Below are 26,978 nucleotides of genomic sequence, written 5' to 3'. Positions count from 1 at the left end.
GGGGGCGATCAAGTCATGTGGAAGATGAAATCGCTGGCCTTGAGATTTGCCGCGATCACGTTCTTCAGCAGCAGCGACTCGTGCTCCGTGACCGATGGACCCTCGCGATGAGTGATCTGTTGTTGCCACGCAGCCGACGTATCCTCAGACTGTTGGACGATGGTGAGATTGCCGATGGAGCTGATGTCCGAGAACTCGCGGAGATCGATCTTGTCCAGACCTATCGCGAAATCGGCAATGGTGTGCGTGAAATCCGTATGGTGTCCGTGGCCATAACCAATCGAACCCGGCGAGAACACGAACTGGTCCTTGCCGCCGCCGCCGGTCAACGTATCGCCCGTCTCGGTCGCGAAAATGACGTCCTTGCCGTCGGTGCCCTGCAGGATGATGCCGTGCCTGGCGTCGCCCGCCTCGTTGAAGATGAAGTGAACGGTATCGAACAGGCCGGTGGTTTTGTCCTTCACCGTCAGCGTGATCTGATCGTTGTCCGGCGGCGTTTGGCCCGGATCATAAGTGACCCCATCCGCGAGGGCCGAGTTGATGTCATCGAGAGAGCCGCACGCCGCCCCCGGGGCGACACTGCTGTCCGGATCATGTGCAGTTACGGTCCTGATCTGGAACTCATCCGTCGCAGCGTCGGCATCGGTGTCGATAACCGGGCCGCTGGCGTCGTCGGCGCCGATCACGTCTACCGTGAGCGTTGCCGTGCCGGTGGCACCATGCGCGTCCGTGGTCTGGACCGTGAAAATATCTGCATAGGACCCGTCCGACAGCGCGTTGATGGCCCCTGCATTGGGAACGTAGCTGTAGCTGCCGTCCGGGTTGACCGTGAGCGAACCGTACAGTCCCGCAACCGTCGTCGTGGCATGGTGATCCGCGTTCAAGACGGCAAAGGTCAGCGTCGCCGTCTCGCCGCTATCGGAGTCGGTGCCGGCCAGTTGCCCGGTGAGGTTGGAGAAGGTGTCGTCCTCGGCGGTGTCCGTGAGCGGGCCGATCTGAAGATCGGACAGCGTCGGCGCATCGTTGCTGCCGGCAATGTTGACTGTGACGATAGCGCCTGTGCCAGCGCCCTCGGCATCCGACGGAACAATCGTGTATTGCAGCGACAGAGTCTGGCCGACGGCGAGAAAGTTGAAGGCCTGGCTACCCGAATTAAAACACCAGGAGAACTGGGCATAAGTGGCCGTGCCATCGAGGATGTCGCGGGACGGCACGGTGAGATAGTTCAAAAGATCTGCATGCGACAGCCCGCCGACGCAGCCGGTTTGTGGCACGCCGTCGAGAGAGACCTGTACCTGGCTGACCGACACGGTGACGTGGTCGATCGCGTCGACGTCGGAGACCGTCAGCACGCCATGCGAGAGCTGGCCGGCGTTGGTTTCCATCAGACCGGCAACGGCGCCGCCCGGCCCGGAGGTCCCGCTGGCCCAAGCCGCAGTGCCCTCGATCGCGAGGCTGTGGGCGGAGTTGACCGTATTGGCGGCCATGGTCCCGCTGCCGTCGCCGAGCTGATAATACGCGGCAAGATTCGCCTCGTTGCCGGTGAGACCGGTGAAATCGATCGACTGGATCTGCGTCTGCGTGAGCGCGGTGGTCCAAACGCTAACATCGGCGATCGAGCCGGTGAAGCCCTCCCCCTTATAGCCGGGTCCGCATTCATGACTGGCCGCACCGATCATCATGTAGGACGCCGACGGATTCGACGGGCTGCCGTCGATCGGATTGAACGCCCATGACTGCGAATATTCGAGCTTTCCATCCAGATAGAGCGTGAAGGTGCCGTTGTCGCGGGTCAGCGCGATGTTGTGCCACTGCGACGCCGTGAGCGCCACGCCGGTATCTTCGATATCGACGCCGCCTGCAAGAATCTGCAGCTCCAGGGTACCATCGTGGTTGACCGTACCGAGGAGACCGAAACCGGTGGTCGAGGTGTTGCCGTTGTAGAACAGGATCTGGCCGTCGCCGGGATGGGCGGCCCCGCTCCAATTCACCCAACCGTCCAGCGTGACGTCATCAGTAGCGACGGTCGGCACGTCGCCAACCGCGATCGTCTCGCCGTCGAAATTCATGTAGTTCGACGTCACATAGGAAACGGCCGGCGCATCGTTGGTGCCCGTAATCGTGACGGTAACGTCCTGGCTGACGGTGCCGCCGTGATGATCGTCGAACGTGACGGTGTAGACCTGGATGACGGTCTGTCCCTCCGCCAGCGACTGCAGCACGGGATCGCTGTTGTCCAAGGTGAAGTGCCAGCCCAGCGTCGCAGCGTTGCCGGTGTCGCTACTGGATTCAGCCACCGACGAATCGATCGAGAAAGTGCCGATATGCGAACCGGTCCCGAAGCCCGCCAGAGCCGAGCTGACGGACGACGATTTGAACGACCACTGCGCCGTATGGGTGTCGATCAGGTCGACGTCCTGGATCGCCAGCGTGCCGCATGCCGACAGCGACGAGCCCTCATCCTCGGTGACCGCGCCCGTTGCCGCCGCGGCATCGCTGGTGATGGTCGGCGCGTCGTTGACGCCCGTGATGGTGACGGTGACGTCCTGCGTGACCGTCGCATTGTGATCGTCAGTGAAGGTGACGGTGTAGACCTGGGTGATAGTCTGCCCTTCCGCCAGCGACTGCAGCATCGCATTGCCGTTGTCGAGCGTGAAGTGCCAACCCAGCGTGGCGCCATTGTTGGTGTCGGTGTTGGATTCGAGCACCGAAGGATCGATCGTGAAGGTGCCGATATTCGTGGCGCCCTCAGCAAAGCCAGGCAGATGCGCACTCGAGGACGAGGACTTGAACACCGCCTGCGCCGTATGGGTGTCGATCAGGTCCAGATCCTGGATCGCCAGCGTGCCGCCGATCGACAGCGTCAGGCCCGTGTCCTCGATGACTTTGCCCCTTGCCGCGTCGGCATCGCTCGTAACGGTCGGCGCATCGTTGGTCCCGGTAATGGTCACCGTGACGTCCTGGGTGACCGTCCCGCCGTGATGATCGTCGACCGTAACGGTGTAGACCTGCGTGATGGTCTGGCCTTCGGCCAGCGACTGGAGCACCGGATCGCTATCGTGGAGCGTAAAGGTCCAGCCCACGGAACCTCGCGTGCTGACGCCGGGACTTTCGCTCACCGCCGCAAGCGCGAAAGTGCCGACATGCGAGGTGCCGTCGCTGAAGCCGGGTAGATGCGCGCTCGACGTCGTCGACTTCAGCGCGAAACTCGCGGTGTGCGTGTCCGTGAGATCGGGGTCGTTGAAGGCAATGGTGCCGCTCGCCGCGAGCGTCCCCGCCGTGTCCTCGATCACCGCGCCGGTTGGAATCGTGGAGTCTTCGACGATCGTCGGCAGGTCGTTGGTGCCCTCGACATTGACGTCCGCACCGTTGATGGACACGGTGATCGGCGTGCTGACCACACCGCCGTGCCCGTCATCGACCTGCACGACATAGTTGAGGGTCAGCGTCTCGCCTTCGGCGAGGAAATCGAAGAGATGGTCGGGAACGCTGTAGGTCCAGATCGCCGAACCGTTGTTACTGTTTCCCGCGCCCTGCACCACGGTCAGCGGCACCTCAACGGCGGCGATCGCGGCGCGTTGCTCCGGCGTCAGCGTCGCGGTGATATCGTTGCCTTCCGCATCGAGATATTTGAACGGCTGGGTCGACGAGAGCGCCGCGCTCACGATCGGCCGGTCCGTCAGATCGACGTCGGTGAAGGTGACCGTGCCCGTGATGGTGTCCAGAGCCTGGTTGCCGGTCCCGACCTTCTCGATGACGGTGCCACCCGATGTCGCGATGGCGGGCTTGTCGTTCGTCCCGGTGATCGTGATGGTGATCGGGATGAACTTGGACTCCGGACTCACCGCGAAATTGGTATCGACGCGAACCATGTAGGTCAGCGTCAGCGTTTCACCGGCCGCGAGGAAGTCGAAAACGTTGTCGGGGATCGTGTAGGTCCAGACCGCGGAGCCGTTGTTGGTGTTGCCGCCATCGGCGACGACACTGATCTGGATCTGCGTCGCCGCGATGTCCTGCTTCTGGAGCGCGGTGAGCGAGCCGGTGACGTCCTGCTGGCCGGCGTTCTTGTAGACGTAGTTCGGCGCCTCGGCGAGGCTCACCGACACCGACGGCCGGTCGCCAAGGTTTTGGTCGACGAAGGTGATCCGGCCTGAGACAGTGTCGGCATGCGTTGTGTCGCCCGTGGCGTCCGCGCGCTCGGTGAGCGCGAACGCGGTCTTCACATTGCCACTGGAATCGAGGCTTTGCACCAGCGGCTGGCCGGGAACACGGGTGGCCGCGGGCGTGGAGTTGCTAGGGGCTTCCTGTCCCTGCGGATTGAAGTTCGTGAAGACCGCGGTCACGATGTAGCCGGCCGGGGTCTTGATCAAGATTCCGTCGCTGGTCTGCGTGATCGTGTCGGTGAAGTTCGTGGTCAGCTTGGTGTTGCTGTTGTTGTCGGTGAACTTCAGCGTGAACACGTCCGTGATCAGCTTCTGCACGTCGGGCGACATCAGCGCATTGGTGATCGAGACGTTGCCGCCGCTGATCTGGATCATCTGGCCGGCCTGGTTGACCGTCGCGATCGGCAGCAGCGTGATCTTGTCGAACAGAATGTACGAGCCCGTGGTGCCGTTCGGCTCGACCAGCACCTGGAAGCTCGCCTGCGGCTGCGGATCGCCCCCGCCGGCGGGGACGACGAAGTTGATCTGGGTCAGCACCGCAGTGCCGCGGATGCCCATCGTGGCGACCGGCGTGTCAACCTTCATGTCGCCGTGCTTGGCGGTCTCGCCGGCGACGAAGGTGATGGTACCCGCGACCAGGCTCAGCAGCGAGGAATTGCTCGACCCGTTGGGGTCGTAGACCATCTCGTTCAGAACCATCCGCGCATTGGAGGACAGGCCGAACACGGTGCCGTCGATGAAGGTGATGCCGAGCGTCGAATCGGCGGCGGTCGAGACCACGTCGCCCTTCTCGACATTGTCGCCATTGTTCAGGATGACCGATACGCCGTTACGGATCGCGGTCGCGCTGCCGGAGAGTTTTGTGACGTGACCGATGACCTGGGCCGCTGCGGTGCCGGGCGCAGCCTGCGCATATTGTACATGGCCCGTGAGGGTATTGACGATGTCGCCGGTGAGATGGGCGCCGTCTTGCGAGGCGATCGCTGTCCGCTTGTCGCCCCTGAAATAATCGTGAACGACGAACTCGCGACCCTCATGGGACAGCACGAGGTCGAGACCTGCGCGCTTGAACTCGCCGTTGAAGATCAGCCTGGGGTCAGGAACAACGAACGCGCCATCGGGCACATTGCCATGTGCCTTTGCGATAAAGGGCTTGGCGGCAGAGAAATCGACATGAACATCGGCGGGTAAACGGGAACCCGGGCCGTCCAAGGAGATCGCGGCGTCAAATTTGCCAGCGTAGTTCAACCGCGCACCGTAAAAAGGGTTAAAATCTAAGTAAGTATCGACTGCCTAAGCTTGCATAGCATTACCAACTCCTTAGCGAAACCATCTATTGCTTGTGTGATTTGGCGTCACCGAAGCCGCAGAGGCCCATCGAACCAAGTCTCCTGGAGGACGCGCGGCAATACCGGCAACATTCGGAAGTATAATTTTCAGCTGCCCGAGCTCATTTCGTCGATCTCCACGTATTCTATAGTATAGAATAGGTAAGGAATACTTGTGTCAGCTTTTATTCGGATGCCCGGCAGCACACTGGGGCAAATATGGAGCCAAATCTGTGATCCAGTTAACAGAACGCGTGAAATAGCGAGTCGTTAGCCATAGCGCGTGAAATCACGAATGCACAACCATCACTTGCAGTTGGCTCCATTTCGCGTCGGTGGCGTCCCCCCTCGCCTGCGGCCCGTAAAATTTTACGCAATATGAGCAGGCGCGTTTCAGCCTGTTCCCCGGTTTTGTGACCCCTGCCGGGCGCGTTAAGCAGAACAAAACGGCCCATCTCGCACTATCTGCCCGAAAGCAACGAAGCCGGCACGTCGAGATCGAGAGGGATCTCGCGAAGCCCGGAAGGGGATGTCAGATGGAGACCGCTGCTCGCTGGCGCGCTTGGCGCGCAATCCTTGTCATGTGCGGATTGGTCCTGCTCGGATCGGCCGCTGAGCTTCGCGCCGGGACGCTGCTATCGCCCGGCGCCGGCGTCCTTGTGCGCAAATCCGCCGAGCCGTTCGGCGTGTTCGCCTTCGCCATCTCGTCGGGCGGCCTGCAACGGAAATGGCTCGCGCTGAAGGACAAGCTCGACGACGACATGGTGCAGCTCGCGCTGTGCGATGGCGATCGGGACAATTGCGCATCGCCTGCGGCCCTGAAGCTGCTCGCCATCGTCGACCAGGCTCGTGATCGCGACGGCCGTGCACGGCTGGGCGAAGCCAACCGCGCCATCAACCTCGCCGTCCGAGCCGTCAATGACGGCACCGATGACGTCTGGAGCTCGCCGCTTGCGACCTTCCAGCGCGGCGCCGGCGATTGCGAAGACTACGCTATTGCCAAGCTCGCCGCACTGCGGCTCGCCGGCATTGCCGCTGAAGACCTCCGCATCGTCGTGGTGCGCGACACCCGCGCCGGCGAGGCGCATGCTGTGGCCGCCGCGCGGCTCGACGGCCACTGGCTGATGCTCGACAATCGCCGCATGGCAATGGTCGAGGACGACGCTGCGCGGAGCTATCAGCCGCTGTTCGTGCTCTACCAGTCGGCCGTGATGAAATATGTCGACGAACCCGCGCGGTTCTCGATCGCAGCCACCGAGCCGCGGTGATCGACTTTGTAGCGCGCATGAAGACAACGGGCCGGCGCAAGGCGCTGCCCGCTGCCGTTGCAGGGAGGACGAACTGGCCCCGGTGAATTCGGGGACGGCGGGTGGGGATCGTAGCCGGTCGCGCTTTCTTCCTTCTCCCCTTGCGGCAGAAGGTGGCGCGAAGCGCCGGCTCTGTCTCCGCTCGCAAGACTGCTCGTGAGGATAGAACCCCTCACCGACGTCGCATTCGCGAAGCCACCCTCTCCGGCCAGTGGAGAGGGTGAAGCGTTCGCGCGGCAGAGCGAGCGCATCAAAACATCAGATTGTCCTTCACCAGCACCCAGCGGCCGCCCTTGACCTGCTGTACCTGAGTGATGGTGTTGGCGAGGTGGTCGGTCTTGGAGAACTTGGTCGGGGGCGAGTTGAAGATGTCGAGGAATTTCTCGCCCGATTCGAGCGCGTCCAGCATCTTCTGACCTGTGAGATCCTTGCCCGCCTTCTCCGCGTAGAACGCAAAGGTCATCACCGCGTTGTAGCCGATGATCGCCTGCGTGTTGGCGTCGGTGCCAAACATCTTCTTGTAGTTGACCAGCCAGTCCTTGACCTTGCCCTTAGCGGTGTCCTCGTAAGGAATCTCGAAGCCGCTGGCGGCGTAGAGACCTTCGACGGCTTCCTTGCCGAGCATCGGCACCTCCATCACGTTGGTCGGCGTGGCACCGAGGAAGGTGACGTCCCAGCCGAGTTTCTTGGCTTCGGTCATCGCTCCTATGGTCTCGCGGAGCACAGTGCCGAGCACGACGAGGTCGCAGCCGTCGGACTTCATCTTGGCGATCTGCGCGCTGAAGTCGGAGGCGCCCCGCTTGTAGCTCGTGATCGAAGCCGGCTGAGCCTTCATCGCGGTGAGCTGCTGGTTGAAGCCGTCGAGCACGTTCTTACCGTACTCGTCATCCTGATGCATGATGCAGGGCTTCTTGAAGCCCTTCCACTCCATCATGAATTTCAGCGCGGCCCGCGTGCTCTCGACGTAAGGCAACAGGTTGTTGAACTTCAACCGCTCCTGCGGCTTGGCCGGATCGAACTTGAAGGTGAACTCGGCCGCCGTCAGCGGGAAGAGCTGCAGTACGCCGGCGTCGAAGAGGATGTCCTGCGCGGCGAGGACCGTCGGTGATCCCATAGGCCCCACCATCGCGAAGATCTTGTCGCGCTCGATCAGTTTTTGCGACGCCAACACGGCCTTTTTCGGATCATAGCCGCTGTCCTCGATGACCAGTCGAATCTTGCGGCCATTGATCCCGCCGGACGCATTGATCTCCTCGGTCGCCATCTTCATGCCGTTTGCGACCGGGACGCCCCAACCCTTGATCGGTCCCGACAGGTCCTGGTGAGTGCCGATGACGATCTCGGATGGCGAGATGCCTTCGTTGGTGACCTTGGTTTGCGCCGCGGCCGGCAGACAGGTGAGCACTACGACACTCACAGCAAGGCCGAACGCGCTGAACGATTTCGACATTGACGTCTCCTCTCCTAAAGGCCCGTGTTGGACGAAGGGCGAGGGCCATCGCTCCTCCGCTTGCTCGAATGGCTGGCTTTTCTTTTCTGCACATGCGCCCTGTCGGAAAACCGATTCCCACTCTTCGGGGGGCATGTGGGTCACGCTACCGCACGCTGGCGATACATCCCCTCGATCTCGGCAGCGTAGCGCTTGTTCACGAAGCCGCGCTTCAGCTTCATGGTCGGCGTCAGTTCCTCGTCTTCCGGGGTGAGCTGGCGCTCGATCAGGTAGAACTTCTTGATGGTCTCGACGCGGGCAAAATTGCCGTTGACCCGTTCGATCTCGCGCCAGATCAGGTCCTGAATCTCCGTCGCCCGGCACAGGCTGGCGTAATTGGTGAACGGGATGTCGTGGTCCTGCGCAAATTTCTCGACATTCTCCTGGTCGATCATCACGAGGCAGGTGAGATAAGGCCGCTTGTCGCCGATCACCACGGCATCCGAGATGTAGGGCGAGAATTTGAGCTGGTTCTCGATCTCAGACGGCGTGATGTTCTTGCCGCCCGAGGTGATGATGATGTCCTTCATCCGGTCGGTGATGCGGACGAAGCCTTCATTGTCGATGGTGCCAACATCGCCGGTGTGCAGCCAGCCGCGAGAATCGATGGTTTCGGCGGTCTTCTCCGGCTGGTTCAGGTAACCCATGAACAGGAAGTCACCTTTGATCAGGATCTCGCCGTCGGACGACAGTGCGACCTCCCCCCAGGGGACGGCCGTGCCGACCGAGCCGAGCTTGATCCGCTCCGCCGGCATCATGGTGGCAACCCCGCAATTCTCGGTCTGGCCATAGACTTCGTGCATGTCGATGCCGAGCGCGAGATACCAGCGGATCAGTTCGGGGGCGATCGGCGCGGCGCCGGTGAAGGCGATGCGGCAGCGGTCGAGCCCAATCATGCGGCGAATGTTGCGGAAAGCGACGCGATAGGCGAGACGGTTGGCGAGGCGCAGCGTCAGCGGCGGCCTCCTGCCCTCGAGCCGGCAATCGACCATGCGGTAGCCGATGCCGATGGCGCGGCGATAGACCCATTGCTGAAGCGGCGTCGCATCCTTCAGCGCGATGGTGATGGCGGAATAGAATTTTTCCCAGATCCGTGGCACTGCGAGGAAAACGGTCGGCTGCACCTCGCGCAAATTATCGGGCACGGTCTCCGCACTCTCGGCAAAGTTCATCACCGAGCCGAGCGCGACCGAGATGTAATAGCCGCCGACGCGCTCGGCGACATGGCAGAGCGGCAGAAAGATCAGCCGGTCCTCGTCCTCTTGCGCGGGAATGAAGTCGCTGGCGTGCCGCATCTGATGCGTCACGCTGCGGTTGGCATGCATCGCGCCTTTGGGCGGCCCTGTCGTGCCCGACGTGTAGACGAGGATTGCGAGATCGCTGGCGCCGCGGCTGTCGATCATCTCCTGCCACAGCGTCTCGCGGCCGACCATGTGGTTGCGGCCGAGCGCGCGGAACTCGTCGAGCGACATCACCATGTCGTCGGAGAAGCCGCCGAGGCCCTCCATGTCGAACACGATGATCTTCTGCAAGGTCGGACAGCGCGCCCGGCAGGCGAGGACCTTGTCGAGTTGCTCCTCGTCCTCGACGAAGATCACCTTTGTTCTGGAGTCGTTGACGAGATATTCGACCTGGGAGGATGCGTCGGTCGGATAGATCCCGGAGGAGACGCCTCCGGCGCACAGGATGCCCATGTCGGCATGGACCCATTCGGGCACGGCATTGGCGATGATGGAGGCGACGTCGCCGGGCAAGAAGCCGATCGCGCGAAGCGCATAGGCGACCTCTTTTGAGATATCCAGCCATTGGCGCCAGCTCGTCGGCTGCCAGATGCCGAACTTCTTCTCGCGGATCGCCGGCCTGTCGCCCCGCGTCTCGACGGCGCGCAGGAAGCTCTTCGCGATCGTATCAGCGACCGTCAGCACCGCCGGTCGGACCATGCACCTCTCCTCCTTGTCGCGATCCCCTCCGTCGCCTGCCTTGCCGGCGGTCTATGTCTTGCGGAGGGGCTCGTCCATCTAACGCCACGTTTTCTTCTTTTTCCAGCGCCGTTCGCCTCTAGCGCCCACTTCCTTGGCGCCAAGGTAAAATTCCTGGATGTCCTGGGAATGCATCAAGCGGTCGCAGGTGTCGTTCATCACGATTCGGCCGATCTCCAGGACATAGCCGTCATGCGCGGTCTCCAGCGCCACCTTGGCGTTCTGCTCGACCAGCAGGATCGACATGCCCTGCTCCTCGTTGACGCGGCGGATGATGGTGAAGATCTCCTTCACCAGCAGCGGCGATAGACCGAGCGAGGGCTCGTCGAGCAGGAGCAGCGTCGGCCGGTTCATCAGGGCGCGGCCGATCGCCAACATCTGCTGCTCGCCGCCGGAGAGCTGACCGGCCGGCTGGTTGATGCGCTCCTTCAGGCGCGGGAAATAGTCGTAGACGCGCTCCAGATCTTCCGCGACGCCGTCACGGTCCCGGCGCGGATAGGCGCCCATCATCAGGTTCTCGCGCACCGAGAGGAACGGGAAGACTTCGCGCCCCTCCGGCACGTGACTGAGGCCGAGCCGCACGATCCTGTCGGCTTCCATGCGCTGGATCGGCTTGCCCATGAACTCGATCGCGCCCTTCTGCGGATCGAGGATGCCGGAGATGGTCTTCAGCACCGTGGTCTTGCCGGCGCCATTGGCGCCGAGCAGCGTGACGATGCGGCCGCGCGGTACCTCCAGCGAGATGCCGCGGATCGCCATGATCGGCCCGTAATAGCTCTCGATGTTCGAGAGTTTCAAGATGGTCTCGGGTGTCGCGGTCGCATCCATAGACTCAGGCCCCCAGATACGCGGCGACGACATCGGGGTGCTGCTGCACCTCGGCCGGCGAGCCCATCGCCAGCACCCGGCCATAGTTGAGGGCAATGACGCGGTCGGAAACGCGGTTGACCAGCGACATGTCGTGCTCGACCATCAGCACGGTGACGCCGAGTTCGTTTTTCATGTCGCGGATCCAGAACGACATGTCGTCGGTCTCCTCGACATTGAGGCCGGAGGACGGCTCATCCAGCAGGATCAGCTTCGGCTCCGAGCACAGCGCGCGCGCCAGCTCGATGACCTTGCGCACGCCATAGGGAAGGCCCGAGATCAGCTTGTCGCGATAGGGTTCGAGATCGAGGAATTCGATCACCTGCTCGACCCGGCGGCGGTGCACCTTCTCGTTGGCCCGTACGCTCGGCAGGAACAGCAGCTCCTGCCAGAGTTGCGTGGTGGAATGGCGGTGGCGTCCAACCAGCAGATTGGAGAGCACGGTCGCGTTCTCGAACAGCTCGATGTTCTGGAAGGTGCGGGCAATACCGAGCTTGGCGATGTCGTAGGGCGGCTGTTCGGTGATGTCCTGGTCCTCGAAGAAGATGCGGCCCGAGGTCGGCCGGTAAATCCGCGAGATCAGGTTGAAGATCGAACTCTTGCCGGCGCCGTTGGGACCGATGATGGAGAGGATCTCGCCTTTCTCGATCGCGAACGAGACCGCATCGACCGCCTTGAGACCGCCGAAGTGCAGCGACAGGTTCTCAGCGCGGAAATAGCTCATCGGTTGCGCTCCGATTTCACGTAGATCTTCTGCCGCTTGAAGGTGGCGCGCTTGTAGAGCGGGAACAGCTGGAAGAAGAGCTTGATCTTGAGCCAGCGGCCGTAGAGGCCGAGCGGCTCGAACAGCACGAACAGCACGATGATGATGCCGTAGATCGCGCCTTTCAGGCCGTTGAGCGAGGCGAAGGCTGCGACCTTGGACTGAATGTTGCCCGCAGTCGCCGAGCTCGCACCAAATGTCGCGGCGATGCCGGCGATCATGCCGGGCATGTCGTCCTTGAGATAGGTCAGGAACGGATCGATCATCACGATAAAGATCGCGCCCAGAACCGCGCCGTGCAGGCTGAAGGCGCCGCCGATCAGGATCACGATGATGAACTCGATCGAGAGCTGCAGCGTGAACATCTCCGGCGAGATGAACGAGAGCTTGTGCGCGAACAGCACCCCGGCAAAACCGGTGATCGCCGCCGAGATCGCAAAGGACTTCACCTTGTAGAGCGCAACATTGACGCCCATGCTGCGCGCCGCCGTCTCGGAGTCGCGGATCGCAACAAAGGCGCGGCCTGTCGGCGAGCGCAGCAGATTGAGCGTGCCGACGATGGTCAGCACCAGCACGGCAAGGCAGAGGTAATAGAAGGTCGGGCTGTCGCGCGGGACCGTGACGCCGAGCAGCGATAGCGTCTTGACCCGCATGCCTTCATTGCCGTTGGTGACGCTCTCCCAGCGCGCCAGGATCTCCTCGACGATCAAGGCAAAGGAGATGGTGGCGATGACGAGATAGATGCCGGTCAGGCGCAGGGCGGGAAAGCCGACCATCGCGCCGATGATGCCGGTCAGCAGTCCTGCGGCGAGGAAGTAGACCGGGAACGGCACGTTGTATTTCTGCAAATACGCCGCGGTATAGGCCCCGATCGCGAGGAACGCTGCGTGCCCGAGCGAGGCCTGGCCGGTAAACCCGGTCAGGATCAGCAGCGCCACGCCGACGGTCGCATAGATGCAGACGAAGACGAGCTGGCTCATCAGGTAGCTGGAGAGCACATACGGCGCGATCAGCAGCAGTGCGAGCAGGACGCCATAGGTGGCGACGTAGCCCGAGTGCGGAAACAGCTTGATGTCGTCCTCATAATCGGTCTTGAACAGAAAGCGCATGGCGTTCAGACCTTCTTGCGGACGTGGAGACCGAACAGGCCTTCAGGTTTCAAGAGCAGCACGGCGAGCAGCACGATATAGGGTGCGACGTCCTTCCAACCTTCGGCCAGATAAAAGCCGGCCATGCTCTCGATCACGCCGATCAGCACGCCGCCGACGACTGCGCCCGGGATCGAGCCGAAGCCGCCGAGCACGGCGGCGGGAAAGGCCTTTAGGCCGAGCACGAGGCCGACATTGGAATGGATGAAGGTGATCGGCGCCAGCAGCACGCCGGCGCAGGTGGCGACCGCCGCGCTAATGGCCCAGACGATCGACACCACGCGCTTGACCGGAATACCCATGTAATAGGCCGCCAGCATGTTCTCGGAACTGGCACGCATCGCAGTGCCAAGCGTGGTCTTGTTGAAGAACAGCCATAGCAGCGCGCACAGGATCATTGTTGCTGCGATCACCGAGAGCTTGTCGTAGGCAAGGACCAGAGAGCCCATGCGCAGCACCCCCTGGCTGAAGGGGGTCTCGATTTTCAAGTCGTCGGTGCCCCAGATCATGCCGGCGATCGAGCGCAAGAAATAGCCGAGGCCGATCGTCGCCATGATGATGGAGAATTGTGGATAGCCGAGGATCGGCCGCACCACCACGCGCTCCGCCAGCATGCCGAACAGCGCCATGGCGGCTATGGCACCGGCAAAGCCGATCCAGTAGTTCAGACCCATCATGCCGATGAAGGTGAAGGCGAAGAAACCGCCGAGCATCATCAGGTCGCCCTGGGCGAAATTGACGACCTCGGTGGCCTTGTAGACGAGCACGAAGCCGAGCGCGATCAGGCCGTAGACGCAGCCGAGCGCAACACCGCTGACCAGCTGCTGAACGAAATCCAGCATCGCCGCGCATCCTCCCGACGCAACCAACGGTTCTTCTTGACCGCCTTGTTGCATCTTGTGTCCAGTCGCTACGCAGTCGTTTCGCTGCGTCAGCGCCATTTGTCCGAGGCCAATTCAGCCTGAACCGCCAAGCGCTGTCAACAAACGGTGACTTGCCTTTAGGATGACGGAATTTGTCGGCCGTAAATTCACGGTGCCGAAACATCTTAAAGTCATGGTCGCGGACGATGCAAAACCGGATGGTGTGGCCGTCATGAAGCCGGACAGCTCGGCGCTGGAAGTCCTGGGGTTAACGAAGCGTTTTGACCGTTTGGCGGTCGATGGCCTCGATCTCACTATTCATGCCGGCGAATTCTATGCCCTGGTCGGCCCTAACGGCGCCGGCAAGACCACCACCCTGCGCATGGTTGCAGGCCTGCTGCGGCCCGATGCCGGACGCGTCTCGATCTTCGGCATCGATGCGCTCCAAAATCCGGTCGCCGCCAAGCAGATGATGGCATGGGTGTCCGACGAGCCGATGATCTACGACAAGCTGACGCCGCTCGAATATCTCGAGTTCGTCGCCGGTCTCTGGGGTATCGCGCCGTCCAGCTCGGAACCTGTTGCGCAGGAGCTTCTCGGCTCGCTTGGCCTCGAGTCGCATCGGCACGAACGCTGCGAAGGCTTTTCCAAAGGCATGCGCCAGAAGGTGGCGCTGGCCGGCGCGCTGGTGCACGATCCCCGCCTCATCATCCTCGACGAGCCGCTGACGGGGCTCGATGCCGTTTCCGCCCGCCATGTGAAGGGCCTCCTCAGCGAGCGCGTCCGCGCCGGCTGCACCGTCATCATGACCACGCATATTCTCGAGGTCGCCGAGCGCATGGCCGACCGCATCGGCGTGATCGCATCGGGCCATCTGGTCGCCGAAGGCACGCTTGACGAACTGCGCCGGCAGAACGGCCATGATGATACCAGCCTGGAAGACCTTTTCATCGCGCTGGTGACGTTTCCGGACGCCGCATGAGCTCGGCGACCGCGATCTCCTGGTTCGCTCGTCACGAGCTCCGGCTCGCCTGGCGCGAATGGTTTGCCATGATGACCGGCGGCCAGCGCAAGCGAGCGCGCGCCGCCCTCATCGGCCTGTTGTTCTTCGCAGCACTCCTGCACGTGCCGGCCTGGGCGGTGATCGGCCGCTTCGCCGATCTGCAACTGCCGCTCGACAAGTCCTCGCTGATCGTGATCTCGGCGACGATCTTTCTGGCCTGGAGCTTGATGCTGTCGCAGGCGATCGAATCGGTGACACGGGTGTTTTACGCCCGTGCCGATCTCGACCTCATCATGTCCTCGCCGGCGAGGCTGGCCAACCTGTTCTCGGTCCGCATTGCCGCGATCGCGCTGACCGTCACGGTGATGGCGCTGCTGTTCTCGACGCCCTTCATCGACGTGCTGGTGATCGGCGGCGGTGCGCGATGGCTCAGCGCGTTGGGCGTCGTGGTCGCGATGGGCCTGTCGGCGGCGGCGATCGCTATTGCCGTCACCATTCTCCTGTTTCGGCTGATCGGGCCGGCGCGGACGCGCTTGATCGCCCAGATCCTCGCCGCGGTCATCGGCGCTGGCTTCGTGATCGCGCTCCAGGTCGCCGCGATCATGTCCTACGGCACGCTGTCGCGCTTCACCATCCTGACCTCGGGTAGCCTCGCCGCCTACGCGCCCGATGTCGACAGCATCTGGTGGTGGCCGGCGCGGGCGACCATGGGCGACTGCGAGGCGCTGTTGCTGCTTCTCGCGCTCGGGCTCGTGCTGCTCGGAAGCGTCATGGCGATCTTTTCGGGCCGCTTTGCCGATACTGCCATCGATGCGGCGGCGTATGGCGCATCCGGCCGCGTGCGCGCGAAGGAGCGCCCGTTCCGCGGCGGATCGCGGCAGCAGGCGCTGCGACGCAAGGAATTTTCGCTGCTCTGGCGCGATCCCTGGCTGATCTCGCAGACCCTGATGCAGCTGCTCTATCTGGTGCCGCCGGCGCTGCTGCTCTGGCGAAATTTTGCCGATAGCTCGGCAGCGCTGACGCTGATCACGCCTGTCATCGTAATGGCGGCCGGACAGCTCGCCGGCGGGCTTGCCTGGCTGACCATCTCGGGCGAGGACGCGCCCGACCTGGTCGCGACCGCGCCGCTGACGCCATCCAGCGTCATCCGTGCCAAGATCGAGGTGGTGCTGATCGCGACCGCCGTGATCTTCTGCCCTCTGGTGGCGGCGCTGGCCTTCGCCTCGCCAATCCAGGCGGCAATTAGCGCCGGCGCAATCATCATCAGTGCGGCCTCCGCCACCGCGATCCAGCTCTGGTTCCGGGTGCAGGCCCGGCGCAGCCAATTCCGCCGCCGCCAGACCTCCTCGCGGCTTGCGACTTTTGCCGAAGCCTTCTCCTCGATCGGTTGGGCCGCGACTGCGGCGCTGCTGCTCGCTCTCCCCATCGCCGGCCTCATCAGCGGCCTGATCACAGCTAGCCTCATTGCCATCACCTGGAAGTTCAGCCCGCGGCGTGAATAAGCCACGCCAGCGAAAGGTGCGACACTGACGCGCTGTTGATCGCAGCCCATTGGCCACGCGCCGCATTGCACGCTAGACTTTCTCGTGAAGTCATCGGGGACGGATGCATGTGGCGACTGGTTTGGGCGGCTTTGGTGCTGTTCGGCGTATCCCTCGCACCTACCCTCGCCCAACAGCCACCTCAACTCAGCGAGTGTCTGGCGATGGCGAACGCGGCGCCGCGCGCGCTGCCGGTCGCGTTCCGGCAGGCCGCCGGCTCAGCCGAGGTCGAGATCACCTATGCCGGCCACTCCACCTATTTCATCGATACGCCCGGGGGCCTGCGCATCGCCACCGACTATAGCGGCGCCTATCAGGTGGGACCGCTGCCCGACGTCGTCACCATGAACCGTGCGCACAGCACGCACTACACCCTATTCCCGGACAAGCGCATTCCTCATGTGCTGCACGGCTGGGGCGTGGATGGCAAGCCGGCGATTATATCGGAGCGCATCGGCGATACCTTCATCCGCAACGTCACCACCGACATCCGCCGCTATTTCGGCGACGATTCTGGCGCCGACATGATCCGCGACGGCAACTCGATCTTCATCTTCGAGGTCGCCGGCCTCTGCATCGGTCATCTCGGTCATCTTCATCACAAGCTCGACGACAGCCATTTCGCCCAGATCGGGCGGCTCGACATCGTGATGGTGCCGATCGACGGCACCTACACCATGTCACTGGACGGCATCTCCGAGATCACCAAACGGCTGCGCGCCTCGGTGGTGCTGCCGATGCACCGCTTCGCCACCCCGCTCGACGATTTCATGCGCCGGATCGGCCAGCAGTTCGAGATCGATCAGCGCATCGAGCGGTCGTTCCGGATCTCGCGGGATGCGCTGCCGTCGAAGCCGACGGTGATCATCCTCGACGGGGTCTGACGCGCGAAGCCGGAACACATGAACGTCCTCTGACTTGGTTTGCTTCAAGATCATCCTTGGTCGGAGCAATCATGAGCAGACGGTTTCTTATCCTCGGCTCATTCACCGCGATATATTTGCTGTGGGGTTCCACCTACTTTGCCATCACATTGGGCCTAAAATCGATCCCGCCATTTTTGCTGATGGCGCTCCGCTCGTTCTGCGGCGGCATTGCGCTATTGGCGATGAGCGGTGGGCAGGTCGCAAGCATATCCTCGCAGGCGTGGGCGCGGGCGAGCCTTTGCGGACTGCTCTTCTTCGTCGGCTGCCACGGCGTGCTCGCTTATGCCCAGCAATCGATTCCTTCGGGCGCGGCAGCGATCGTGCTCGCTACCATCCCGTTCTGGATCTTGCTGATCGATGTCTTGTTCCCCGGCGATCAGCGACCAAAGCCCCTCGCCCTGCTGGCGCTCGTGCCCGGCTTCTTCGGCGTTGGCCTCGTGGCGCGGCAGAACGTCGAGCAGGCCGGCATCAGCATTCTTCCCGTCGTCCTTCTCCTGGCTGCGGCCTTGTCATGGTCGGTCGGGACCGTCCTGTCCCGGAGCATGTCGCACCAGGCGTCGGCCATCCTGCTGTCGGGCATGCAGCTTACGATCGGCGGTGCCGTGTTGTTCGCAATCAGTTGGCTGACCGGCGAGATCGGAAGCTTCAGGCCGAGCGACGTCTCGCTGACTTCGCTTGCGGCGGCGCTTTGGCTGATCATCTCAGGCAGCGTGATCGGATTCGTCGCCTACAATTGGCTACTGGAAAACGTCTCGACCTCGTTCGTATCGACCTACACTTTCGTCAACCCGGTGATCGCAGTGCTGCTCGGTACTGTCATACTGGGCGAGCCATTTTCACGTCTGATGCTGCTTGGCGCGGGCCTCGTCATTGTCTCCATCATCGTCATCTGGCTGGCGGAACGTTCAGCGAGCCGGCGAACGAACGACGCGACCGATCGCGGCGTGAGGCATCTGTCGCCACGCCAGACCTGACGACCGCGGACGGCAATTTTCTCCAAGTCACTAAGGCACGTTCGTGCTGATCTCGTCGCAAGAGGAGATCGACATGACAGATTTTGCGAGACTGTTGCATGCGGACGGACCGAACCCAGAGCACGCGGCGGCGCTGCAGCTTTACGGTCGTTTTGTCGGCGACTGGGACGCCGAAATCACCGCCCACGGGCTCGATGGAACCAAACACACAGCGTCAGGCGAAATCCATTTCGGCTGGGTACTGGAGGGGCGCGCCGTGCAGGACGTCTGGATGATTCCTCGTCCCGCCGGCAGCCCGGCCTTTCCGATCGCCGGCAATTGGTACGGCACGACGCTACGTGTCTATGACCCAACCATTGCCGCGTGGCGGATTTCCTGGTTCGATCCAGGCCGCAGCGTGTTCCGCCAGCAGATCGGCCGTCCGCGCGGCGACGATATCGTACAGGAAGGCACGACCGAAGCCGGTGAGCTGACGCGCTGGAGCTTTACGGAGATCACCGACGATTCCTTCCACTGGCTCGGGGAGGTCAGGCCGGCCGCCGTAGCGGACTGGCGGCTGATGGTCGATGTGAAAGCAAAGCGGCGCGAGGGCTGACGAGGGTGCCGCTGTGCTCGCGATGACGGGTGCGGTTGCATGACGCGCGCTGCCGCGTGACGAAATGAGGTGTTAGGCTCTCAGCACAAAAACAGAGGGAGCGAACGCCGATGGCCGCAAGTGGGTTGCCCGCCAATACGAGCGGACTGTTTGTCGAGCCGCGCGAGGACTGGCTTGCGCAGCACCAGGAGGAGATCATCGATGCGCCCCGGCCGATCGTCGATCCTCACCACCATCTCTGGAATCGCGGGCACCGCTATCTGATCGAGGAGATGGCGGCCGACATCGCCTCCGGCCACAACGTCGTCGCAACCGTCTACGTCGATTGCCGCTCGATGTATCGTGCGCATGGGCCAGAGGCGTTCCGGCCCGTCGGCGAGGTCGAGTTCGCCAATGGCGTCGCCGCGATGAGCGCGAGCGGTGGTTACGGCAGGGCGGCGATCTGTGCGGGCATCGTCAGCCACGCCAATCTGCTGCTGGGCGACGCGGCCAAGCCGGTGCTGGAAGCGGAGATCGCGGCGGGCAACGGCCGCTTCCGCGGCATCAGGCATTCCTCGGCCTGGGACGAAGACCCCGTCGTCGCCGGCATGTATGCGAACCGGCCGAAGGGCCTTTTGCAGGATTCGACCTTCCGCAAGGGATTTGCCTGCCTCGCGCCGCTGAACCTCAGCTTCGATGCCTGGCTGTTTCATCCGCAGATCGGGGAGTTGACCGAGCTTGCGCGCGCCTTCCCCGACACCAGAATCGTGCTCGACCATTGTGGCGGCCCCGCCGGCGTCGGCCGCTTTGCGGGACGGCGCGAGGAGGTGTTTTCGCAATGGCGCGCCTCGATCCGCGAGATCGCGAAATGCGAGAACGTGGTGGTTAAGCTCGGCGGGCTCGCGATGTGCCTGCTCGGCTATGACTTCCATCTGCGCGAGAGGCCGCCATCATCCGAGGAGCTTGCCACAGCCTGGCGGCCTTATGTCGAAACCTGCATCGAGGCATTTGGCCCGAGGCGCGCGATGTTCGAGAGCAATTTCCCGCCGGACAAGGGCCAGTGCAGCTATCACGTGATCTTCAACGCCTTCAAGCGCATCGCAGCGGCCCTGAGCGAGGCCGAAAAGACGGCGCTGTTCTCGCAGACCGCGATCGATTTCTATCGGCTCGAACTGCCGTCGTGACGAGAAGAGGGGCCGGGATGTTGATCCCGACCCCTCTTCCGTCGTAGCCGCTGGGAAGCGTCCTTGAAAACGTATTGTTCGGGCTCTAGCCGGCGCCCATCAACGAAGCTGGACGGCGCTCGCCGCTGGAGGTGAACATCTTCTTGAGCTTGTTGACCACACGGATCAGAAGGCCGATCATCACCGGATTGGTCTTGCGGCAGAAGGCGATCTTCTTGACGTGCCCTTCGACATGCCATTTGGCATGCGCGCCGTCGCGGAAGAAAATGACGTCGCCGGGACCGTAGCGCTTCGGCGGCATACCGTCGCTTTCGAGCACGATCGATCCTTCCATGATCATGATCGTCTCGTCGATATCGTAGTACCAGTTGAAGCGCCCTTCAGTGCAGGCCCAGATGATGGTTTGGGCCGTGCCGTCGGCGCTGGTGGACAGGACGCGCGAGCGCGACACCGGGTTACCCTCGATGATCCAGGACGGCTCGATCGGCCGCAGCTCCAGATCCACATTGCAACTGCCGATCTCAATCATGGCGCGCGACATCTGTTTCCTCAGGGAATGAAATAAGTTTGACCGGGTCGGAGCCCGGATTGTTTCAATGATCCTCGCAACGCTAGTGATCGGCTTTTAATTCTTCCTTACGCAGGCCTCGACAATCGACCGTAGTTGAAGCCGCAAAGCGCGTTAACGCCGTGATTTCCTGCCAATTGGCCTATGTGAACCCATCTTTTCCGGGGGTGCGACAAAATGCGCGAACGTGACCATCGAGGGAGTCATGGAGGCTCCTCGCGCTCGAGGTTCTGACAGCGAACCACCGTGCTCACCTCTCCTACAAGAGAGGTAAAGCAGGTTACTTCGCCCACTCGCCCTTGCGGAACACCGGCACCTTGCTGCCGTCGGCGAGAATGCCGTCGATGTCGGTCTCGGCCGAGCCGATCATCCAGTCGATATGGATCAGGCTCTGGTTGCCGCCCTGCGCGGCGATCTGCTGCGGCGTGAGCTGCGCGCCGTTGACGAAGCATTTCGAGTAGCACTGGCCGAGCGCGATGTGGGACGCCGCGTTCTCGTCGAACAGCGTGTTGTAGAACAACAGTCCGCTCTGCGAGATCGGCGAGGAATGCGGCACCAGCGCCACCTCGCCGAGGCGGCGCGCGCCCTCGTCGGTGTCGAGCACCTTATTCAGCACCTCCGCGCCGCGCGAGGCCTTTGCGTCGACGATCTTGCCGTCCTCGAAGCGCACCGAGATGTTGTCGATCAGGGTGCCCTGGTAGGACAGCGGCTTCGAGCTCACGACGTGGCCGTAGACGCGGCGGCAATGCGGCGTGGTGAAGACCTCTTCGGTCGGGATGTTGGCGTTGCAGCTGATGCCGTTCTTGGAGAGCGAGGCGCCGCCCTCCCATTCATGGCCATCGGCAAGTCCGATGGTGAGGTCGGTGCCCGGCCCCGAATATTGCAGCGCGCGGAAACGCTGGCCATTGAGCCAGCTGGTGCGCTCGCGCAGCACCGCATTGTGGCTCGCCCAGTTGCTAATCGCGTCTTCACGGTCGACGCGGGACGCCGCAAAGATTGCATCCGCGAGCTTGCCGATTGCGACGTCCTCAGGATCGTCAGGAAACACCTGCCTGGCCCAGGACGGGCTCGGGTAAGCAATGATGTTCCAGTTGGTGTCGAAATTGACGATTTTTTCCAGCGCCGGTTGATAGGCCATGGAATTGGCCTTGCTGGCGCGCGCCACCTTGGAGGGATCCTCGCCCGACAGCAGCATCGGATTGTCGCCGACGATGGCGAGCCGTGCGGTGTTGTCCGAGAATGCCTTGGCCATGCCCTCATACAGCCAGCCGGCAGCACGATCGAAACTATCGTCGTGACCGAAGCGGTAGCGCGCCAGCGTCATCTCCTCATCCGACAGGATCGGCGTTACGATCCCGGCGCCGGCCTTGTAGGCGTGCACGGCGATCCGCCGCACCAGCGGCAGCGCGATCGCAGGCGCCGTCAGAAGAAGATCCTGCCCCGGCCGCAAACCCAGCCCCACCTTCACCGCCACCTCGGCCAGCCGGTCGAGTTTCGCGGGATCGATGGGAGAAGCGGAATTGCGGTGATCAGTCATACGGGGCCCTCTGCCGTCTCTCGTTCAATCTAAGCCTAGGATCGCAAGGCGCAAGTGCGCGAGCACCTTGCGACAGCGATAAGATACGCAGTTTCACGCATGTTGGTTTTCAACGCGTTGCCGATTTCAACACCCGGTCGACCATGGCCGGCGCAAGGCCGAGGTAATTTCTTGGCGAGGTGAGTGCCTCGATTGTGGCACGGTCGATGCAGTTCAAGACGCGGGAGTCGGATGAAAGCGCATCCGCCAGCGACAGACTTTTCTCACTGGCGAGCCGGCAGGCGTCATAGACCATGTCATGCGCCTCCTGCCGCCCGATTTGCGGCGCGAGCCCCATCATGACCGCTTCGGCCACGATCAGGCCGCGGCTGATGGCGAGATTGTCGTTCATCTTCGCCTCATCCACGATGAGGCCTGCGAGCGCAAACTTCGCCTGGTGCAGCGCGCCGGCGGTCAGCACGAAGCTTTCTGGGATTGCCATCCATTCGGCGTGCCAGGGGCCGGTGGCGCGCTCGAAATCCTGCACCATCGCATCCAGCATCAGGCCTGCATGCTGGCGCACCGCCTTGGACGCCGCAAGCATCAGTTCGGAGGAGATCGGGTTGCGCTTCTGCGGCATGGTGGAGGAGGCGCCGCGCCCCTTGACGAAGGGTTCGTAGACCTCGGCAAACTCGGTCGAAGCCATGATCATGATGTCGAGCGCGATCTTGCCGAGCGAGCCGGTGACGAGCGCCAGGAAGTTCACGGCCTCGGCAAAGCCGTCGCGCGCGACGTGCCAGGTCGAGGCGGGAACGCCGAGCTTCAGCTCGGCGCAGAGCGCCTCCTGCACCTCGAATCCCTTGTCGCCGAGCGAAGCCAGCGTGCCGGCAGCGCCGGCAAACTGGCCGACCAGGACGCGCGGCTTCAACTGCGCCAGACGCTCGGCATGACGGTCGAACATCGCGAGCCAGATCGCGGTCTTGTAGCCAAACGTCACCGGCAGCGCCTGCTGCAGATGGGTGCGGCCCGCCATCGGCGTATCGCGATAACGCTTGGACAGGTCTGCAAGAATCCGGCGCAGTTCGGCAATGTCCCTTTCGACGATCTCGAGCCCGGCACGCAGTTGCAGGACCACCGCGGTGTCCATGATGTCCTGCGTGGTCGCGCCCCAATGCACGTAGCGGCCAGACTCGCCGCACTGCTTCACCATCTGATGCACCAGCGGCAGGATCGGATAGCCCACGATGTCGGTCTCCTGCCGCAACAGATCGAAATCGAGCGCGGAAACATTGGTCCCGGCCGAGATCTGATCAGCGGCGTCCTGCGGTATCACGCCGCATCTGGCCTCTGCCTTCGCCAACGCCACCTCGACCTCGGCATAGCGCGCCACCAGCGCGAGATCGGAGAACACTTCCCGCATCTCAGGCGTGCCGAAGGCGTCGCGGAACAGCATGGAGTCGAGCACGGTGGTCCCAGTGGGAAAAGCGGGCATGGGCATTTCTTCGTGGTTGGAGTGTTCTCTGTGAAGGCAGCTTACGCGGGCCATGCTATTCGACAATGCCTGCCATACGACCGGGTCGTCCTGGCGGATGCCCACGGGCATTCGCCGGGCATTCGCCAGGACGACGCTGGGGAAGTGTCCGACACTGCGGACGCAGCTACACTTGCGGATTAACCCAGCGGCATTCTGCGCCAAGCCTCCACATTCTATCGAGGTCGTATTCCCCATCCGAAGACAGCATAACTGGCATCACGCGATCGTGGTGAACCTGACAGCCCCTTCGGCGGACTTACAGATTTTCAAGTCGAAATCCATTTGGTTTTAGTATTGCCCGATGTCGTGGGAAGGACTGAGTTTTCGACGTGCAATTTCTGTTCCGGGACCATCTCCTCGATACCGACCGGCGCGAGCTGAGCCGCGAGCAGGTTCCCGTTGCCGTGGAACCTCAGGTTTTCGATCTGGTCGTGCATCTCATGGAGAACCGCGACCGGGTGGTCAGCAAGGGTGAGCTGATCGACAAGATCTGGCACGGCCGCAGCGTCTCCGAATCGACGCTGACCAGCCGGATCAACGCGGCACGCAAGGCGATCGGTGACAATGGCGCGAACCAGGCGCTGATCCGCACCATCGCGCGCAAGGGCTTTCGCTTCGTTGGCGACGTCGAGGCAAAGCGCGGCGCGGCCGTTCAGGAACCCGGTCCCGCGGCGCCGGTGGCGCAGACCACGCTCGCGCTACCCGACCGGCCCGCAATCGCCGTGCTGCCCTTCACCAACATGAGCGGCGACCGCGAGCAGGACTATTTTTCCGACGGCATCAGCGAGGATATCATCACCGCCCTGTCGAAGCTGCGCTGGTTCTTCGTCGTCGCGCGCAACTCGTCCTTTGTCTACAAGGGGCGCGCTGTGCACATCCACGAGGTCGCACGCGAGCTCGGTGTGCGCTACGTGATCGAAGGCAGCGTGCGGCGCAGCGGCGAGCGCCTGCGTATCTCGGCGCAGCTCAACGATGCCTCGACCGGCAGCCATCTGTGGGCGGAGCGCTACGACCGCGAGCTCGCCGACGTCTTCGCCGTGCAGGACGAGATCACCGAGGCGATCGTCGCGGCGATCGAACCGCAGCTCTACGCCGCCGAGAGCTTTCGCGCGCAGCAGAAACCGCCGGGCAGCCTGGATGCCTGGGATCTGGTGATGCGCGCATTGTCGCATTACTGGCGCATCACGCGCGAGGACAATGCCGCTGCGCAGGAGCTGCTGGAAAAGGCAATCGCGATCGATCCCGCCTATGGCAAGGCGCTGGGCCTGCTCGCGACCAGCCACATCTTCGGTGCGCATATGGGCTGGGCGGAAATGGCTGCGACCGTGCCGATCGCCGAACGCGCAGCGCTGGCCGCGGTGGAGGCCGATCGCGACGATGCCTGGGCGCATCACGGCCTCGCCTATACTTATCTGTTCCGCCGCCGCTTCGACGACGCACTGGCGGAGTTCGATCTGGCTCTCAAGCTCAATCCGAATTTCGCGATGGCGTACGCCTTCTACGGCGTGACGCTGTGCTACGCGGGGCGATGGCAGGACGGCGACGCCGCCGCGCGCCGTGCGCTGCGGCTGAGCCCGCGCGATCCGCTCGCCGCGATCTATGGTGGAGTTGCGGCCTACGCCCGGTTCATCGGCCGCGACTACGAAGGAGCCGTGCAGATGGCGCGCGAGTCGCTGCGGCAACGCAGCGATTTCGTCGGCGCGCATCGTGTGCTGACAGCCGCCGCCGGTATATCGGGAAATGCGGCCCTTGCCGCCTCCGCCCTGGACGGCCTGCGCCGCGCCCAGCCTGGCATTTCGCTTGCCTGGATCACGCGCGAGCTGCCGATGCTACGCGACGAGGATCGCGCGCATTACCTGGAAGGGCTGCGGCGCGCAGGGATGAGGTAGCTCGCCACAGCTTACCGGCCCCTGGGGGCCTCCAGGGGAGGGCAAGAAAAGTCCTACTCCTGCATCATCTCGCCGCTGCCGCCAAACTCGGCGGGAAAGTCCTTCAGCTTGGGCAGGCCGTCGCGCATCGGCAGCACCGTCTCCGCATAATTGACGTGGACGCCTGGCGAAAATGCGAGCGTGGGGATGGTGGCGGTGAAGACGTCGATCAGGCCGAGCGGCGGGTGGTTGGTCATGAGATGACCGCCGCACTTCTTGCAATATTTGCGTTGGCTGAGCGGCGTCTTGGCGAAGGTCTCGACGTTCTGGGCGCCTTCGGTGATGCGCACCGCCTCGGGCTTCCACAGGCTGAAGGCATTCACCGGTCCGCCCGACCACGACCTGCAAGAACGGCAATGGCAATAGCCCATCGCCTCCGGCTCGCCCGTGACCTCGATCGTGACCGCGCCACAGAAGCAGTTTCCGACATGTTTCATTTTGCTCGTCTCCATTGGGATCGATATTGCTGGTCGGGCCAGCCACGCGTCCTCCTTTCGGTGGACGCCTGGCGCGAGGCGAAGACTATACCGATCTGCGCCAGGGAATAAGCATCGACACGCGTTGTTTGTACTGCCGGTACTCGTCGCCGAAGAGAGCGACGAGGTCGCGCTCCTCCAGCGCGATGCCGACGAAGATGTAGAGCGTGGTCACGGCGGCGAACAGCAGATGGCCCGCGGTCATGACCGGCGCCGCCCAGAACGCGATGATGAAGCCGAGATAGATCGGATGACGAACGAATTTATAGAGCAGCGGGGTCTTGAACCGCGCAGGCGCCGCTTCCTTGCCGACGAGATGGTTGGTCACCTGATGCAGGCCGAACAGCTCGAAATGGTTGATCATGTAGGTCGAGGTGAAAACCAGCACCCAGCCTGCGAAGGACAGCGTGACCAGCGTCACGGCAAAATCGGGATCCTGGACCTCCCAAACGACTGAAGGCAGCGGCCGCCACTGCCAGAACAGGAGCAGCAACGACAGGCTCGCCAGCAGCACATAGGTGCTGCGCTCGACCGGCTTCGGGACGAACTGCGTCCACCAGGCCTTGAAGCTCTGACGCGCCATCACGCTGTGCTGGATGGCGAACAGGGTCATCAGGAGGAGATTGATGATGACGGCCTCAAGCGGGGGCGTGGCGGTTCCGGTGTCGATGGTCTTCGGCACGACCAGCCCCATGACGAAGCCGATGGCGTAGAGAATGGTGACGAAAAACACGAGATATGCCGCAATTCCGTACAGAAAGGCGACGAACTTGAACATGCGTGAGCCCGCAACCGCCGGGCTGATCGAATGAACCTGATCAATCTGAGACATGGAAAGCTCCGTTGT

General features: G+C 62.8%; 20 protein-coding genes. 8 read left to right on the top strand and 12 right to left on the bottom strand.

Features of this window, described 5'->3' with window-relative positions:
- Positions 1-8: 8 nt before the first annotated feature.
- A complete protein-coding gene (locus IVB12_RS37515) occupies positions 9-5,375 on the bottom strand; it encodes a VCBS domain-containing protein (protein ID WP_247308065.1) in 5,367 nt (1,788 codons plus the stop codon).
- Positions 5,376-6,027: 652 nt separating this feature from the next.
- On the opposite strand from IVB12_RS37515, the gene IVB12_RS37510 reads away from it, so the two are divergent.
- Positions 6,028-6,759, top strand: a complete 732-nt coding sequence (locus IVB12_RS37510; protein ID WP_247308063.1) for a transglutaminase-like cysteine peptidase — start codon at positions 6,028-6,030, stop codon at positions 6,757-6,759.
- Positions 6,760-7,048: 289 nt separating this feature from the next.
- Here the strand turns inward: IVB12_RS37510 and IVB12_RS37505 are convergent, their stop codons facing one another.
- The 6 genes from IVB12_RS37505 to IVB12_RS37480 all read right to left on the bottom strand — a co-directional run bounded on the left by IVB12_RS37505 (position 7,049) and on the right by IVB12_RS37480 (position 13,886).
- On the bottom strand, positions 7,049-8,248 hold the full coding sequence (locus IVB12_RS37505; RefSeq protein ID WP_247308060.1) for an ABC transporter substrate-binding protein: 1,200 nt from the start codon (positions 8,246-8,248) through the stop codon (positions 7,049-7,051).
- Between the two features lie 140 nt (positions 8,249-8,388).
- Entirely contained in the window at positions 8,389-10,227 is a 1,839-nt protein-coding gene (locus IVB12_RS37500; protein ID WP_247308058.1) for an AMP-dependent synthetase/ligase, read from the bottom strand.
- Positions 10,228-10,305: 78 nt separating this feature from the next.
- Positions 10,306-11,094, bottom strand: coding sequence for an ABC transporter ATP-binding protein (locus IVB12_RS37495; RefSeq protein ID WP_247308055.1), 789 nt, complete (start codon positions 11,092-11,094; stop codon positions 10,306-10,308).
- Positions 11,095-11,098: 4 nt separating this feature from the next.
- Entirely contained in the window at positions 11,099-11,857 is a 759-nt protein-coding gene (locus IVB12_RS37490) for an ABC transporter ATP-binding protein (protein ID WP_247308053.1), read from the bottom strand.
- The gene (locus IVB12_RS37485; RefSeq protein ID WP_247308052.1) at positions 11,854-13,005 is read right to left on the bottom strand and encodes a branched-chain amino acid ABC transporter permease; all 1,152 of its coding nucleotides are present in this window, start codon (positions 13,003-13,005) and stop codon (positions 11,854-11,856) included. The genes IVB12_RS37490 and IVB12_RS37485 overlap by 4 nt, the downstream gene beginning before the upstream one ends.
- A gap of 5 nt (positions 13,006-13,010) precedes the next feature.
- Entirely contained in the window at positions 13,011-13,886 is an 876-nt protein-coding gene (locus IVB12_RS37480; RefSeq protein ID WP_247308050.1) for a branched-chain amino acid ABC transporter permease, read from the bottom strand.
- A gap of 253 nt (positions 13,887-14,139) precedes the next feature.
- On the opposite strand from IVB12_RS37480, the gene IVB12_RS37475 reads away from it, so the two are divergent.
- From IVB12_RS37475 to IVB12_RS37450, 6 genes are all read left to right on the top strand, one after another.
- Positions 14,140-14,889 (top strand): ABC transporter ATP-binding protein, encoded by a 750-nt coding sequence (locus IVB12_RS37475; RefSeq protein WP_247308163.1) that lies wholly within the window; start codon positions 14,140-14,142, stop codon positions 14,887-14,889.
- Positions 14,886-16,412: a permease gene (locus tag IVB12_RS37470; RefSeq protein WP_247308048.1), complete on the top strand. Its 1,527-nt coding sequence runs from the start codon at positions 14,886-14,888 to the stop codon at positions 16,410-16,412. Before IVB12_RS37475 ends, IVB12_RS37470 begins: the two co-directional genes overlap by 4 nt.
- 107 nt (positions 16,413-16,519) lie before the next feature.
- Positions 16,520-17,335 (top strand): MBL fold metallo-hydrolase, encoded by an 816-nt coding sequence (locus IVB12_RS37465; RefSeq protein ID WP_247308045.1) that lies wholly within the window; start codon positions 16,520-16,522, stop codon positions 17,333-17,335.
- A gap of 71 nt (positions 17,336-17,406) precedes the next feature.
- Positions 17,407-18,351, top strand: a complete 945-nt coding sequence (locus tag IVB12_RS37460; protein WP_247308042.1) for an EamA family transporter — start codon at positions 17,407-17,409, stop codon at positions 18,349-18,351.
- Positions 18,352-18,424: 73 nt separating this feature from the next.
- Positions 18,425-18,946 carry a hypothetical protein gene (locus tag IVB12_RS37455; RefSeq protein ID WP_247308039.1) on the top strand — a complete coding sequence of 174 codons (522 nt, stop codon included), beginning with the start codon at positions 18,425-18,427 and terminating at the stop codon, positions 18,944-18,946.
- Positions 18,947-19,056: 110 nt separating this feature from the next.
- A complete protein-coding gene (locus IVB12_RS37450; RefSeq protein WP_247308036.1) occupies positions 19,057-20,109 on the top strand; it encodes an amidohydrolase family protein in 1,053 nt (350 codons plus the stop codon).
- A gap of 85 nt (positions 20,110-20,194) precedes the next feature.
- Here IVB12_RS37450 and IVB12_RS37445 read toward each other — a convergent pair whose 3' ends face one another.
- The 3 genes from IVB12_RS37445 to pcaB all read right to left on the bottom strand — a co-directional run bounded on the left by IVB12_RS37445 (position 20,195) and on the right by pcaB (position 23,685).
- Positions 20,195-20,650 (bottom strand): cupin domain-containing protein, encoded by a 456-nt coding sequence (locus IVB12_RS37445; protein ID WP_247308033.1) that lies wholly within the window; start codon positions 20,648-20,650, stop codon positions 20,195-20,197.
- 307 nt (positions 20,651-20,957) lie between these two features.
- Positions 20,958-22,214 carry an aminopeptidase gene (locus tag IVB12_RS37440; protein ID WP_247308030.1) on the bottom strand — a complete coding sequence of 419 codons (1,257 nt, stop codon included), beginning with the start codon at positions 22,212-22,214 and terminating at the stop codon, positions 20,958-20,960.
- 109 nt (positions 22,215-22,323) lie between these two features.
- Positions 22,324-23,685, bottom strand: coding sequence for a 3-carboxy-cis,cis-muconate cycloisomerase (gene pcaB / locus IVB12_RS37435; RefSeq protein WP_247308028.1), 1,362 nt, complete (start codon positions 23,683-23,685; stop codon positions 22,324-22,326).
- Between the two features lie 371 nt (positions 23,686-24,056).
- Here pcaB and IVB12_RS37430 point away from each other — a divergent pair, with 371 nt between their 5' ends.
- Positions 24,057-25,616, top strand: coding sequence for a winged helix-turn-helix domain-containing protein (locus IVB12_RS37430; protein ID WP_247308025.1), 1,560 nt, complete (start codon positions 24,057-24,059; stop codon positions 25,614-25,616).
- A 53-nt stretch (positions 25,617-25,669) separates the two neighbouring features.
- Here the strand turns inward: IVB12_RS37430 and IVB12_RS37425 are convergent, their stop codons facing one another.
- Both IVB12_RS37425 and mddA read right to left on the bottom strand, forming a co-directional pair.
- Positions 25,670-26,092, bottom strand: coding sequence for a GFA family protein (locus IVB12_RS37425; protein ID WP_247308022.1), 423 nt, complete (start codon positions 26,090-26,092; stop codon positions 25,670-25,672).
- Between the two features lie 85 nt (positions 26,093-26,177).
- Entirely contained in the window at positions 26,178-26,963 is a 786-nt protein-coding gene (gene mddA / locus IVB12_RS37420; protein ID WP_247308020.1) for a methanethiol S-methyltransferase, read from the bottom strand.
- Between the last annotated feature and the right edge of the window lie 15 nt (positions 26,964-26,978).

The sequence above is a fragment of the Bradyrhizobium sp. 179 genome, from assembly GCF_023073535.1.
Classification (GTDB): Bacteria; Pseudomonadota; Alphaproteobacteria; order Rhizobiales; family Xanthobacteraceae; genus Bradyrhizobium.
This window is presented reverse-complemented; position numbering and strand designations above follow the sequence as displayed.

What these genes read in the sequence shown, in the direction of transcription:
- IVB12_RS37510 (WP_247308063.1), top strand. Translation starts at nt 6,028, where the DNA reads ATGGAGACCGCTGCTCGCTGGCGCGCTTGGCGCGCAATCCTTGTCATG.
- IVB12_RS37505 (WP_247308060.1), bottom strand. Translation starts at nt 8,248, where the DNA reads ATGTCGAAATCGTTCAGCGCGTTCGGCCTTGCTGTGAGTGTCGTAGTG.
- IVB12_RS37500 (WP_247308058.1), bottom strand. Translation starts at nt 10,227, where the DNA reads ATGGTCCGACCGGCGGTGCTGACGGTCGCTGATACGATCGCGAAGAGC.
- IVB12_RS37495 (WP_247308055.1), bottom strand. Translation starts at nt 11,094, where the DNA reads ATGGATGCGACCGCGACACCCGAGACCATCTTGAAACTCTCGAACATC.
- IVB12_RS37490 (WP_247308053.1), bottom strand. Translation starts at nt 11,857, where the DNA reads ATGAGCTATTTCCGCGCTGAGAACCTGTCGCTGCACTTCGGCGGTCTC.
- IVB12_RS37485 (WP_247308052.1), bottom strand. Translation starts at nt 13,005, where the DNA reads ATGCGCTTTCTGTTCAAGACCGATTATGAGGACGACATCAAGCTGTTT.
- IVB12_RS37480 (WP_247308050.1), bottom strand. Translation starts at nt 13,886, where the DNA reads ATGCTGGATTTCGTTCAGCAGCTGGTCAGCGGTGTTGCGCTCGGCTGC.
- IVB12_RS37475 (WP_247308163.1), top strand. Translation starts at nt 14,140, where the DNA reads ATGAAGCCGGACAGCTCGGCGCTGGAAGTCCTGGGGTTAACGAAGCGT.
- IVB12_RS37470 (WP_247308048.1), top strand. Translation starts at nt 14,886, where the DNA reads ATGAGCTCGGCGACCGCGATCTCCTGGTTCGCTCGTCACGAGCTCCGG.
- IVB12_RS37465 (WP_247308045.1), top strand. Translation starts at nt 16,520, where the DNA reads ATGTGGCGACTGGTTTGGGCGGCTTTGGTGCTGTTCGGCGTATCCCTC.
- IVB12_RS37460 (WP_247308042.1), top strand. Translation starts at nt 17,407, where the DNA reads ATGAGCAGACGGTTTCTTATCCTCGGCTCATTCACCGCGATATATTTG.
- IVB12_RS37455 (WP_247308039.1), top strand. Translation starts at nt 18,425, where the DNA reads ATGACAGATTTTGCGAGACTGTTGCATGCGGACGGACCGAACCCAGAG.
- IVB12_RS37450 (WP_247308036.1), top strand. Translation starts at nt 19,057, where the DNA reads ATGGCCGCAAGTGGGTTGCCCGCCAATACGAGCGGACTGTTTGTCGAG.
- IVB12_RS37445 (WP_247308033.1), bottom strand. Translation starts at nt 20,650, where the DNA reads ATGTCGCGCGCCATGATTGAGATCGGCAGTTGCAATGTGGATCTGGAG.
- IVB12_RS37440 (WP_247308030.1), bottom strand. Translation starts at nt 22,214, where the DNA reads ATGACTGATCACCGCAATTCCGCTTCTCCCATCGATCCCGCGAAACTC.
- pcaB (WP_247308028.1), bottom strand. Translation starts at nt 23,685, where the DNA reads ATGCCCGCTTTTCCCACTGGGACCACCGTGCTCGACTCCATGCTGTTC.
- IVB12_RS37425 (WP_247308022.1), bottom strand. Translation starts at nt 26,092, where the DNA reads ATGAAACATGTCGGAAACTGCTTCTGTGGCGCGGTCACGATCGAGGTC.
- mddA (WP_247308020.1), bottom strand. Translation starts at nt 26,963, where the DNA reads ATGTCTCAGATTGATCAGGTTCATTCGATCAGCCCGGCGGTTGCGGGC.